This window comes from Hymenobacter coccineus (assembly GCF_001816125.1).
Lineage (GTDB): Bacteria > Bacteroidota > Bacteroidia > Cytophagales > Hymenobacteraceae > Hymenobacter > Hymenobacter coccineus.
Genome location: NZ_MDZA01000053.1, coordinates 1 through 12,082 on the forward strand (window position 1 = coordinate 1; position 12,082 = coordinate 12,082).

The window sequence follows — 12,082 nt, forward strand, 5'->3', positions numbered from 1 at the left end:
GATCGGCGGCGGCCAGGGCGGCGGCGCCGGCGGCCAGGGTGTAGTTCAGCACCACGAACTCGTACACGGCCGTGGGCTGGTGCTGGGTGCGCTTGGGCTCGGAGAGCATCCGCTGGAAGGCAGCGGCCAGGTTGGCGGTGGCCACGTAGGCGGTTTTGCGGGCCAGGCGGTAGGCAGTGGGCGCGGGCCCGGCGGGGGCGGCCAGGCGGGCGGCCACCTGGTGGAGGTAGGCCTGGTTGGCGCGCAGCACGGCGGCCATCAGCTCGGGCAGGCCGGCGGCTTCCCAGCGCGGAAACAGGAAGTAGCTGCATACGAACGCAATGCCGCAGCCGATGAGGGTGTCGATGACGCGCTCCTGGAGCACGTCGAGGTACGCAAATTTCAGCAGCCCGTACATGAGGATGAGGTAGGCCGTGAGGAACACTACGAACACCACGTAGTTCAAGCGCTGAAACGAGTAGGCCACGATGGCGAACACCACCAGCACGGCGAAGCGCACGTCGTTGCTGCTGATGGCAGCCAGTACGGCCAAGCCCAACAGGCCGCCGCCCAGCGTGCCCAGCACGCGCTGCTCGTTGCGCTGCCGCGTGAGGCTGAACCCCGGCTTAAGCAGCACCGTGGCGGTGAGCAAAATCCAATAGCTGTGGGCCCCTTGCCACAGCAAATCGGCCACGCCGAAGGCCACCACGCTGGCCGCCAGCACCCGCAGCGAATGCCGGAACACCGCCGATTTCAGGGTGAAGCTCTGCCAGTAGGCGCCCGCTTTCCAGGCGTCGCGGGCGATGAACTGCAGGTGCTGGGCAGCGCGGCCGGGCTCGGCGGGGGCCGCCCCGGGGCCCCCGGCGGCGTCGAAGTACCGGCTTATGTCGGCCAGGCGGCGGCTGAAGTCGCGCAGGGTGACGAGCGTTTTTTTGAGCGGCCACACGCTGGGGCCCTCTTCCTGGGCCCCCAGCGCGTCGAGGTGGGTTTTGAGGGCTTCGAGGGCGGGGCCGAAGTCGGGCGGCGGGCCGCTCAGGGCGCGGTTGGCCTGGATGGCGGCGCCCAGGCGGTCGAGGGCGGCGGCCTGGGCGCGCAGCAGCCGGGCCACCTCGTCGAGGGCGCCGCTGTCGGCAAAGTCGCGCCGCAGGGCCCCGTAGTCGAGGAACGTGGCCGTGGCCCGCTCGTACAAATCCACCACGTCGATAAAGGTAAGCACCAGCCGCCGGCCCGTGCTCGTGGACTCGTTCACCACCTGCCGGCTCCGGAAGAGCACGGCGCGCACAGCCTCCTGGGTGTCGCTCACCGCCACCTGGCGGGCCACCAGGCGGCGGTAATCGTCGGCCAGATCGGTGCGGGTGCGGTAGAAATCGGCCTTGGCGTTGAGGTAGCCGGCCAGCGCGTGGATGCTTTCGCCCAGCGCCTGCTGGGCCGCCCGGTAGGGCCGCACCCAGTTGAGCACCAGCGCCAGCAGGCCGGCCGTGCCCACGGCCCCGGCCCGGGCCCCCCAGACCAGGAACATGCTCAGCCCAAAACTCAGCAGGGCCACTTCCAGCCCCAGTAGCCAGCGCACCGGGGCCACGTAGCCCGTGAGCAAAGCCACGGCAAACACGAGGGCCAGGGCCGCGAGCTGGCCGTTGCGGCGGTGGCTGGCGGGGCCCGGCGCGTCGGGCACGCTCACGCACACGGCCCCCGTGGCCATCGTCAGGCCCAAATCGAACTGCCCGAACTGGGCCCCCAGCGCCGCCGGCAGCAAAATGGACACCGCCGTCCGCAGCCCGCTCGAAAAGTCGGCTCCAAAGAAGAAATAGTACAGGCGGGTGGTCAGGCGCATGCGGCGGCAGGTGGGAAGAAGGCAGAGCGGGCGGGGGCCCCGGCCGTCAAAGTACGTGGTGCCGGGGCCTAAGCACAAAGGCCGTCGTGCTTCGCTGCGCGCGGCACGACGGCCTTTCGGGGCCCCAATGGCGCGGCCGCTAGTACAGCACGTCGTCCACGGGCTCTACTTTGGCCGGCAGGTCGGTTTCGTTGAGCAGCTCGCGCAGGTCAATTTCGATGCTGCGGCAAATACTGGTCATCGGCACGTCGTTCATGGCGTTGTCGAACGGGTTTTCGCTGATGTGGCCCACCATTTCGATGGTGTTGAACACCCACGACACGAGCACCGAAAACGGCACCATCAACCACACGTGGTACCGGCCCAGGGCCAGCCGGCTGTCAAACTCCTCGACCAGGCCCAGCGGCAGCAGCAGCGCAAACAGCCACACGAACACGAAGCTGAAGTAGGCGTACTGCCGCGGAAACGGCGTGTTCTTGATCCGCTCGCAGCCGCCCTGGAAGTTGAACAAATCCTGCACGGTCTGCATCATGGCCACCTGGCGGTACTCGCTGAGGAGGTTCGTGCGGTTAAGGTCGAGCAGCTCCTTGCTCTGGTGGCGCAGCAGGTGGGTGGGCGGGTTGGCGGCGAAGCGGGCGGCCGAGTCGGTAGGATCGAGCAGGAAAGGGGCCACCTCGGCGTCCCAGCGCTCGGCGGTTTGGCGGCGCAGGTGCAGGCGCAGGGCGTTGCACCAGGCAATCTGGCGGTACACCAGGCGGCGGTGTAACTCATGCACGTCGGGCCCGTCGGGGTAGCCTTCGGGGAATTGCACGAAGTCAAACACCCGCAGCGTCCACACCCGCGAGGTGTTCACGATGCTGCCCCACAGCTGCCGGCCTTCCCAGAAACGGTCGTAGGAGCCGTTGTTTTTGAAGCCGATGTAGAACGCCACCGCCGTGCCCAGCGTGGCCACCGGCTGCCACGGAATGTCAAGCACGTGCACGTTCAGGGGCCCGTACAGGTAGCAAATGAGCGCGTTATAGACAAAAAAGAACAGCAGGCTTTTGCGCGACATGCGCCAGATAAGCAGGGGACGAAGATTGGAACGGATGTACATAAATAAGAATAGAGGGGAAATGCTGCATACGCCGCCGCCGGGCCCCCTGGCCGAACCCCGCCCGGACACTGGGGCACCAGCGGCTGCCAATGGGAGCTTTGGGGCCCAGCCATTGGTTAGCCCAGCCCCGTGAAACGGCCAAAATTAGCGTATTTTGGGGGAGTTCACCGTGCTTTATTCCTTCCCGCTTCATTTTATCTTCATGTTAAAACCCCTGTTTCCTGCCTTAGCCGTGGCCCTGTGCCTGGCCGCCGGCTCCGCCGCCCGCGCCCAAAAGCGGGCCCCTGCCCCCAAGCCCGACCGCACCCAGGTGTACGACTCGGTGGCCCAGCCGGCGGTGCCGCTGGGCGGCACGGCGCGCTACGCCCAGTTCCTGGCCGACCACCAGCGCTACCCGGCCACGGCCATGCAGCAGGGCCAGCAGGGCACGGTGCCGGTGAGTTTCGTGGTGGAGAAAACCGGCGTGGTGAGCAACGTGGAGGTGACCAAGCCCGTGGCCCCGCTGCTCGACGCCGAGGCCCTGCGCCTCATCAAGAGCGGCCCGCGCTGGACGCCGGCCAAAAACGGCGGCCAGGTGGTGCGCCAGCGCGTAACGGTGCCCGTGAGCTTCGTGCTCTCGCCCCCGGCCGCCACTGTGCAGCTGCCCGCCAAGGGTGGGGCCCCCGCCCCGCCGCCCAACGCCGCCGACATTGCCGCCTCGGCCCACCCTGACCAGCCGGCCGTGGTGGCCCCCGACAAGCCCGCCACCCCGGTGGGCGGCACCGATGCATTTTTTGCCTGGATCGAGAAAAACCAGCAGTACCCCAAGCTGGCCCGCCAGCGCAAAATCCAGGGCAAGGTGCCGGTCGAGTTTATGGTGCAGGCCGACGGCAGCCTCACCGACGCGCGCGTTCTTAAAAAGATGGGCTCGGGCCTCGACGAAGAGGCCCTGCGCCTGATCCGGACGGCCCCGAAGTGGGAGCCCGCCACCTACCAGGGCAAGCCGCTAAAGCAAAAGCTGGTGCTGCCCGTCTTGTTCCAACTGTAGGGCGGCCGGGGCCCCGGGGCCCTACCGGCGCGCCGCGTTGGACTTTTAGCCGTTTCCGTTGTTGTGCTTGCGCCGCGCCCCTCATTTCCCGCTCCATGTTCACCGCCCAGACCGATACCCTGCTGCCCGAAACTTTGCTTATCCCCGCCGATGCGGCGCCGGTGTGGCCCTACCAAGCCCGCTTCCGGCGCACCACCCAGGCCCTGGCCGACGAGCTGTTTGGGATGCTCGACGACGACCTACACCCGGTGGTGCAGCTGCTGGCCATGCCCACCGATACAGACTTGCCCGCGCACTTCTTGGAAGCCGGGGCCGATGCGTTGCCCGCCAAGCCCTTCGCCGGCGTGGTGGCCCGGGGCCAGGACATTCAGTCCTCCAGCCCGTGGACCTACAACGACCGCGACGACCTTTCGCCCGCCATTTTGCGCCGGCGGCAGGAGGGCCGGGGCCTGCGCTGGGCCGTGCAGGACGTGCTGAACACGCTGGACGTTGATACGCACTACGTGCACTTTGCGGGCTGGCCCATTCTCATCAACGATTGCTTCGTCATCACGGTGCTGCGGGTGCAGCGCAAGGCCCTGCGTGCTCACCCCACCCTGCTGCCCGACCGCTACTACACCGACGGCAAGCCCCTGGCCACATCGCTGGCCATGGCCGTGATGTACCGCTTCAACGAGGAAGCGGTGAAGAACCTGAGCGAGCCCGAGCCCGGCGCGGGCGTGATGAGCCGCCCCCGCGAGGCCGAGGAGCTGCTGCGCGCCGCCGGCCGCTCCTTCCTCGACACGCCGGCCCAGGCCCTGGGCCTCGACCCCGCCGTGGCCCAGCTCTTCGTGACGTGCAACACCATTTCGAGCCTGCGCTATGAGGGCGCCGAGGGCGTGGGCCGGCTGCTGCTGGCCCGCCGCCACCACCCCAACCTGGAGGAGATTTTCGCTCTCACCTGCCCCACCCCGCTCACCGACTACCGGGCCGTGCGCAAGCTGCTGGAAATGACGACCCCCGACGTGCACTTACTTGCCGACGGGGAGAACGTGTATGCCCTGGGCCGCCAGGTGGGCCACTACGACACGGCCCGCGAAGACCTGTTTGCCGTCAACTTCGTCACCCACTACGCCTGGGAGTTGCAGCACGGCACCCACTTGCTGCTGCGCGCCCACTACGGCCTGCCCGGCCTGCCGCGCGCGCGCCTGAGCCGCACCAGCTTCCGCCGCGACCTCAAGCGCACCTTCGGCCTCAGCGACGCGCCCAAGGTGGACAAGCTCTGGGACGTGGTGCTCGAAGCCAGCCGCCAGAAGCACGGCACGCTGCTCGTCATCACCACCGAGGCCCTGGCCGAGGCCGACCGCCTCAAGCTCCAGTGCACCCTCATCGAGCCCGTGCCGCTCACCCCGCTCATCACGCGCCTCGTCACGGCCATCGACGGGGCCGTGCTGCTCGACCCCGAGGGCTACTGCTACTCCATCGGCGTGATATTGGACGGCACCGCCAGCGGCCGCGGCGACGGCAGCCGCGGGGCCCGCTACAACTCGGCCCTGCGCTACGTCGAAAGCTCGCGCTACCCCTGCCTGGCCGTAGTAGTGAGCGAAGACGGCCTGGTGAACGTGCTCACGAAGGACACGCTGCCCAAGGTAGCCTAGCTTGTCGGGGCCCCTGGGGGCCCCACCGGGAGCCTGTTATCGTCGTACCTTTTGCACCGCGGGCTGGCCGTTGGGCTGGCGCGTTCTCCCCAACCACTACGGCCGTCTGCCCATGCTTAGCTCTACCACCCGACTTGCGCTGCTCCTTGGCGGCTGGCTGCTGCTGCCCGCGGCCGGCAGGGCCCAGGCCCCCTACCCTGCCCCGGTGGAGGGCGACTTCGCGCTGCCCCAGTTCCGGTTTGCCAGCGGCGAAACGCTGCCGATGCTGAACCTGCACTACACCACCGTGGGCCAGCCGCGCAAGGACCGCAGCGGCCGCATTGCGAACGCCGTGGTCATCATGCACGGCACCACGGGCGCGGGCAGCAGCTTTCTGAGCGACTTGTTCGCAGGGCACCTGTTCGGGCCCGGGCAGCCGCTGGATGCGGCCAAGTACTACGTCATCCTGCCCGACGCCATCGGCCACGGCAAGTCGAGCAAGCCCAGCAACGGGCTACGGATGAAGTTCCCGAAGTACACTTACGACGACATGGTGGTGGCCAACTACCGGCTGCTGACCGAAAAGCTCGGCGTAGCCCACCTGCGCCTGGTGATGGGCACGTCGATGGGCGGCATGGAAACCTGGGTGTGGGGCTACCAGTACCCCGGCTTCATGGACGCCCTGCTGCCCCTGGCCAGCCTGCCGGTTGAAATAGCGGGCCGCAACCGCATGCTGCGCAAAATGGCCATCGATATGATTGAGATGGACCCCGAATGGAAGGGCGGGGCCTACACCACCGAGCCCAAAACGGGCCTCGCCGGGGCCGCGTCCTCGCTCATCTTCATGGGCAGCAGCCCGAAGCAGTTACAGCGATTGGCCCCTACCCGCGCCCTGGCCGAAGCCACCCTGGCCAAAACCGAAGCCAGCCTCTACACCGCCCTGGATGCCAACGACTTCATCTACCAGTTCGACGCTTCCCGCGACTACAACCCGGCTCCACACCTGGCCGCCATCAAGGCGCCGCTCTTCGCCATCAATTCGGCCGACGACCAGGTGAACCCGCCCGAGCTGGGCATTCTGGACAACGAAATCAAGAAGGTAGCCAAGGGCCGCTACATCCTGCTGCCCATCACCGACCTCACCACCGGCCACGGCACCCACTCCAACCCCGCCATTTGGGGCAGCTACCTGCAAGAGCTGCTGGCCCTGACCGAAAAGCCCAAGCTGTAGCGCCGCCCGTTCAGCGCCCGGGGGCCCTACCGGGCGGCCGTTGCTACCGGCAGCGCCGGAAACCGCGCCGGGGCCCGGCGGTGGTGCGTGGCCTGCTCGTAGGCGTAGGCGTACGTTATCAGGGTCGGCTCGTCGAACGAGCGGCCCAGGAACTGGAGGCCGGCGGGCAGGTTGCCGTAGGTGAAACCCATGGGCACGGTGAAGGCCGGCTGGCCGGTGTGCGGGGCAATGAGCTGGCTGTTGTCGCCGCGGTAGCCCTTGAAGTCGCCCACTTTGGCGGGCGGGTTGTTCCAGGTGGGGTACACCAGGGCCCCCACGTGGTAGCGGTCCATCACGGCCGTCACGGCACGGCGAAAGGCAATGCGGCGCGGGTCGGTGTAGGCCTCGCCGCGGCCGGGGGTGCTGGCGGCGGGGCTCACGCCGTGGGCCAGTTCGTCTTGCAAGTTTTCTTTGATGTAGGCCGCGTACTTACCTGAGGCCAGCACGGCATCGATGTTTTTCACGGGTGTGTTGGGGCCCTGGGCGGCCAGGTAGGCGTTCACGTCGTGCTTGAAAACCGAGGCCCATTGGCCTTTACTGACCTGGGCGAAGTCCGGGATTTCCACGTCCACCACCACGGCCCCGGCCCGGCGCAAGTCGGCCACCGCCTGCGCGAACACGGCCTTCACCTGCGGGTCGGGGCTGCGCTCGCTCAGGGTGCGCAGCACGCCGATGTGGGCGCCCTTCAAGCCGTCTTTGTTTAGGAACTGCTGGTAGCCGCCGGCCGGCACCTTGCCGGCGCTGTAAGCCGTGAGCGGGTCGGCCGAGTCGGGGCCGGCCATCACTTCGAGCAGGCGGGTGGCGTCGGCCACGGAGCGGGCCATGGGGCCCCCGGTGTCGTTGCGCAGGTACAGCGGCACGATGCCAACGCGGCTGACCAGCCCCAGCGTGGGCCGGAACCCGACCAGGGCATTGTGCGACGAGGGCCCCCGGATGGAGTTGCCGGTGTCGGTGCCCAGGCCCGCCGTGCCGAAGCTGGCCGCCACGGCCGCCGCCGTGCCCCCGCTGGAGCCCGCCGGCACGTGCGCCAGGTTGTAGGGGTTGCGGGTTTCGCCCGCCAGCGAGCTAATGCTCACCATCGGGCTGAAGGCCCACTCGGCCATGTTCGACTTCGCCAGCACAATGGCCCCGGCGGCCTTCAGGGCCCGCACCACCGTGGCGTCAGTGGTGGGCGCGAAGCCCTTGAGGGCCAGCGAGCCGGCCGCGGTTTGCAGGCCGGCCGTGTTGTAGTTATCCTTCACAATCAGCGGGATGCAGTGCAGCGGCCGCATTTTACCGGTGCGGCGGTACTCGGCATCCAACTCCCGGGCGGTGGCCAGCGCGGCGGGGTTCGTTACAACAATGGCGTTGAGCTTGGTGGGCTGGTCGTAGGCGGCAATGCGGGCCTGGTACGCCCGCACGAGCTGCTCGCAGTTGCAGTCGCCGCGCTTCAGGGCCCCTTGCACGTCGGCAATTGAGGCTTCCGCCACTTCAAAGCGCAGGGCTTTGGCCTGGGCATCTGGCTTGGTGGATTGCTTGCAGCCGCTGCCCAGCACCGCGCCGAGCAGGACCAGCAAAAAGAGCCGGCCGGACTTGAATAGTGTAATCATGGAGAGGAAATAATCAAGCGGAGGAAATTAGCGCTTGGCCCGGAAAGACCACGTGACGCGGAACACGGCCACTACGTCGTCGGCCTCGTCGCGGCCGGTGCTGGTGCACACCACGGTGCGGCCCTCGCCGGTGGCGCGGCTTTCGGCCACGGCTTGGGCAATGGCCGAACCGTCGGGGCAGGTGAAGGCAATCAGGCCCGTGGCTTTTTTGGTGAACGTGGCTTCCAGGCCCGTCACCAGCATCGACACGGGGCCCCCAGCTTGCACGTGCATCATGGCCTGGAGGCCGCTGGCCAACTCGGCCGCCATGGCCAGGCAGGCGAAGTAGATGCTGCAGAATGGATTCTGGGTGAGATACTTGTAGCGAACGGTCACCGTGGCGGCCTCCGCCGTCAGCGCGCGCAGGCGCAGGCCGGCCAGCCAAGCCATCGGCAATTTGCGCAGCATGAACAGCCGCAGCTTGGCCGGGCTGAGCACCTGGCGGCGAAAGGCGGCCGCGGCTGCGGAATCGGTGGGTTTGGGCATGGGGAAGACGTGGAGACAATGTGGAAATGTAGGAGAAGGAAAAGCAAGCGTTATGAGTACCTACCCAAACAGGCCGTCATGCTGAGCCTGTCGAAGCATCTCTACTGCGCAACTGACCCAATCGACTGGATTACTTGCGCAGTAGAGATGCTTCGACAGGCTCAGCATGACGTTCTAACGACTTTCTAGACAGCTTCGATTATAAGTTTACCTATCTCCAACACATTCTCACATTTCCCCACATTTTTCACTTTTTCTTCGGGTGCACCTTCAGCTCCTGGTAGCCGAAGGTGGGGTCGGTTTCGCGGCGGAACTCCAGTTCCGGCAGCTCGGCCAGCACGATTTCGGCGGTGGTGTACACCCGGCAGCCGTCGAGCAGGTGGCCGCCCAGGGTGCGGCCCGTGCTGTCGGCCACGGCCAAGTGCAGATGCGAGCCGTTGGTGGAGAGCGTGCCCACGAGCGACACGATTTCGAAGTGGCCGCGGTACACAGTGGGGCCCTCCTGGTTGGCCAGCCGCAGCGTGGCCACCGTGAGGCTGCCCACGCACGTGAGCAGGGCCCCCGCCCGCAGGTGCTGGGCCTGCACAAAGGCCAGGATGCCCTGGCGCAGGTCGTCGCCGGGGCGCAGGCGCAGGGCGTAGGTTTTCAGCGAAGAAGACGGGGCGGCGGACACAGCGGCGGCAGGGTGGCGCGGCGAGGACTGCGCCAGCGCGGGGCCGGCCAGCAGCCCGAGCAGCGGAAGGAGGAAGCGGGACACCCGGTAAAGTAACGGCATTCTATGGGCCCCACGGCCGGGCGGCGCGGGGCCCCGGCGGCCTTACTCGCCCGGGTAGCGCAGCCCAATTTCGCGCCGCACGGCGTCCAGCAGCTCCATCAGCGCCAGGCTAAAGGCCAGGGGCAGCAGCGGGCTTTCGCGCAGGCCCTGGGCCAGGCACTGCTGCACGTGCGCCGCCTCGTAGTGGTAGCCGCCGCCCGCATTGGGCGCGGGGTATTCCTGCGCTTCGGCCTCACCGACAAGCTGCACCCGCACGCCGGTGGGCGCGTGGAAGCGTCCCAGCAGTTGCAGCTGGCCCTTGGTGCCGTACAGCACGCAGCGGTTGTCGGTGGTGGCGGCGATGGTGGAAAACAGGGTGGCCGTGGCCCCGCTGGCGTAGGCCAGCGCCATGGCGCAGTTCGCGTCCACGCCCGTGCCGGTGGGCGTCGAAACGGCCCGCACGGTAGCCGGGGCCCCTAGGAAAAGCTGGCTGATGAAGAGCGGGTACACCCCAATATCCAGCAAAGAGCCGCCAGCCAGCGCGGGGTCGAACAGCCGCCCCTTGGGGTCGAAAGTGGCCGCAAAACCAAAGTCGGCCACCAAGTGCTTCACCTCGCCGATGACGCCCGCCTGCACCAATTCCAGGGCTTGGGCGATGGCCGGGAAGAAGCGCGTCCAAAACGCCTCCATCAGGAAAACGCCCTGCTCCTGCGCCACCCGCACCATTTCCTGGGCCTCGCCGGCGTTGCGGGCAAACGCTTTTTCGCAGAGCACGGGCAAGCCGCCGCGCAGGCACAGCAGGGTGTGGGCGTGGTGCTCGGAGTGCGGCGTGGCCACATACACGGCGTCGATTCCGGGCACCGTTAGCAGTTCTTCGTAGCTGCCCACGGCGTGCGGGGCCCCAAACTCAGCGGCGAAGGCCTGCGCTTTGGCCAGGCTGCGCGAGGCCACGGCGTGCAGCTGGGCACCGGGCACGTGCGCCAGGTCGGCAGCAAATTTGCGGGCGATGTTGCCCGGGCCCAAAACGGCCCAGTTGAAAGTACGCATGAGAAACAAGCTGGGTGAGTGAGCGGCCGAAGGTAGGGCGGGGCTTGCTTTGTGGCGGTCCGGGGCCCGGGGCCCTAGCGGCATTTGGGCTATAGTAGAACCGTCATGCTGAGCTTGTCGAAGCATCTCTACCGCAGCAGTAATCAATAACTACTCAGCGGGAAAGATGCTTCGACAAGCTCAGCATAACGTTTTTTTACTCTACCAAACAGCTTCTGTTTCCCTGGGGCCCTAGCGGCTGAAGCGCACCGTGCCGTTGCGCATGCGGATGCTGACGTTGCCCGCCCCGCGCCGCGGCATGGCCCGCCCAAACACGCCCAGCACGTCGCTCGACTGCGCCCCGTGGGCCTCCGACAGCACCCGCACCAGGGCGGGGTCCACGAGGAGCTGGCCCTGCTCGGTGCGCACGTCGAAGCGGAAGGCCGGGGTTTCGGCGAAGCCCAGGCGAATGGTGCTGAAGCCGCCGTCGAGGGTGATTTGGCGGAAGTTGGGGCCCGTGTCGCGCACCTCAAAATCGGGGCAGTAGCGCAGGGCCATGTCCAGCTCCTCGCCAATTTTCGCCACGCTGAAGCGCGAAAAGCCCGACGAGCCCCGCAGCGAGCCCACCGTGCCCAGGGCCAGGTCGCCGTACTTGCTGTGCACAACCAGGGTTTCCACGGTGCCCACTTCCACGTCGGCGTAGTTGGTGCGCAGGTCCACGGTTTGGCCAGCGTCGAGGCGCAGGCGGGCGTAGCTGGCGTCGATGCTGGCGCGGCCCGCAAACGGGATGGCGCAGTTGCCGTTGGCGATGCGCACCGCGTTGCGGGGCCCCAGCAGGCGGGCCGTGCGCAGGTCGCCGTAGTCCACGGCCAGGTCAACGGGCCCGGTGAGGTCGCCGGCCACGGCTACCGCCCCGAAGCCGTTGGCTACGCGCAGGGCCGTGGTTGCGGGCAGCCACACGGTGTAGTTGATTTCGTAGCGCCGGCCGCTGCACCCGCTGCGGCCGCGCAGCATGGGCCCAAACTGCGAGGCCACCAGCACGCCGCCCGTGCGGGCGTCGTAGTCGAGCCACTGCACGCCCAGGGCCCCCAGCACCTGCCGCGCCCCGGTCTCCGTTTCGGAGCGGGCCACCAGCTCGGCCTCCACCTTGATTTCGGCCTTGCTCCAAGTGTTGATTTGCACCCGGCCGTAGCGGGCCTCCAAAGCAAAGGGGCGCCCACCGGCCGGCACCCGGTAGCGACGGCTTAGGCGGCGGCGCTGCTCCACGGGCGGCGTGGTCGCGTCAAGCTCAGCTTCGCTACCCGTTTGGTCGGCGGTGGCGGCCGGGGCCCCGGGGCCCTGCTGGCCGGTTTGGCCGGCGCCTGCCGCG

At 67.8% G+C, this 12,082-nt stretch carries 10 protein-coding genes; 3 read left to right on the top strand and 7 right to left on the bottom strand.

Annotated features, from left to right (window positions below):
* Positions 1 to 1,810 (bottom strand): FUSC family protein (locus BEN49_RS04260; protein ID WP_070741239.1); only part of this gene is annotated, 1,810 nt, incomplete at its 3' end.
* A 139-nt stretch (positions 1,811 to 1,949) separates the two neighbouring features.
* A complete protein-coding gene (locus tag BEN49_RS04265) occupies positions 1,950 to 2,906 on the bottom strand; it encodes a bestrophin family protein (RefSeq protein WP_070741241.1) in 957 nt (318 codons plus the stop codon).
* A gap of 202 nt (positions 2,907 to 3,108) precedes the next feature.
* Between BEN49_RS04265 and BEN49_RS04270 the strand changes: the two genes are divergently transcribed.
* The 3 genes from BEN49_RS04270 to BEN49_RS04280 all read left to right on the top strand — a co-directional run bounded on the left by BEN49_RS04270 (position 3,109) and on the right by BEN49_RS04280 (position 6,780).
* The gene (locus tag BEN49_RS04270; protein ID WP_070741244.1) at positions 3,109 to 3,933 is read left to right on the top strand and encodes an energy transducer TonB; all 825 of its coding nucleotides are present in this window, start codon (positions 3,109 to 3,111) and stop codon (positions 3,931 to 3,933) included.
* Positions 3,934 to 4,028: 95 nt separating this feature from the next.
* A complete protein-coding gene (locus BEN49_RS04275; RefSeq protein WP_070741247.1) occupies positions 4,029 to 5,570 on the top strand; it encodes a DNA integrity scanning protein DisA nucleotide-binding domain protein in 1,542 nt (513 codons plus the stop codon).
* A gap of 112 nt (positions 5,571 to 5,682) precedes the next feature.
* Entirely contained in the window at positions 5,683 to 6,780 is a 1,098-nt protein-coding gene (locus BEN49_RS04280) for an alpha/beta fold hydrolase (protein ID WP_070741262.1), read from the top strand.
* Positions 6,781 to 6,806: 26 nt separating this feature from the next.
* Here the strand turns inward: BEN49_RS04280 and BEN49_RS04285 are convergent, their stop codons facing one another.
* The 5 genes from BEN49_RS04285 to BEN49_RS27600 form a co-directional block, all read right to left on the bottom strand.
* The gene (locus BEN49_RS04285; protein WP_070741250.1) at positions 6,807 to 8,408 is read right to left on the bottom strand and encodes an amidase family protein; all 1,602 of its coding nucleotides are present in this window, start codon (positions 8,406 to 8,408) and stop codon (positions 6,807 to 6,809) included.
* A 27-nt stretch (positions 8,409 to 8,435) separates the two neighbouring features.
* A complete protein-coding gene (locus BEN49_RS04290) occupies positions 8,436 to 8,933 on the bottom strand; it encodes a PaaI family thioesterase (protein WP_070741253.1) in 498 nt (165 codons plus the stop codon).
* Positions 8,934 to 9,180: 247 nt separating this feature from the next.
* Positions 9,181 to 9,690 carry a PPC domain-containing DNA-binding protein gene (locus BEN49_RS04295; protein WP_239691812.1) on the bottom strand — a complete coding sequence of 170 codons (510 nt, stop codon included), beginning with the start codon at positions 9,688 to 9,690 and terminating at the stop codon, positions 9,181 to 9,183.
* Between the two features lie 60 nt (positions 9,691 to 9,750).
* Entirely contained in the window at positions 9,751 to 10,734 is a 984-nt protein-coding gene (locus tag BEN49_RS04300; RefSeq protein WP_070741255.1) for a Gfo/Idh/MocA family protein, read from the bottom strand.
* A gap of 231 nt (positions 10,735 to 10,965) precedes the next feature.
* A partial coding sequence (locus BEN49_RS27600) for a hypothetical protein (RefSeq protein WP_070741258.1) occupies positions 10,966 to 12,082 on the bottom strand: 1,117 nt, incomplete at its 5' end.

Bases quoted from the DNA above. Each gene is read 5' to 3' on its own strand.
- BEN49_RS04265 (WP_070741241.1), bottom strand. From the start codon at position 2,906: ATGTACATCCGTTCCAATCTTCGTCCCCTGCTTATCTGGCGCATGTCG.
- BEN49_RS04270 (WP_070741244.1), top strand. From the start codon at position 3,109: ATGTTAAAACCCCTGTTTCCTGCCTTAGCCGTGGCCCTGTGCCTGGCC.
- BEN49_RS04275 (WP_070741247.1), top strand. From the start codon at position 4,029: ATGTTCACCGCCCAGACCGATACCCTGCTGCCCGAAACTTTGCTTATC.
- BEN49_RS04280 (WP_070741262.1), top strand. From the start codon at position 5,683: ATGCTTAGCTCTACCACCCGACTTGCGCTGCTCCTTGGCGGCTGGCTG.
- BEN49_RS04285 (WP_070741250.1), bottom strand. From the start codon at position 8,408: ATGATTACACTATTCAAGTCCGGCCGGCTCTTTTTGCTGGTCCTGCTC.
- BEN49_RS04290 (WP_070741253.1), bottom strand. From the start codon at position 8,933: ATGCCCAAACCCACCGATTCCGCAGCCGCGGCCGCCTTTCGCCGCCAG.
- BEN49_RS04300 (WP_070741255.1), bottom strand. From the start codon at position 10,734: ATGCGTACTTTCAACTGGGCCGTTTTGGGCCCGGGCAACATCGCCCGC.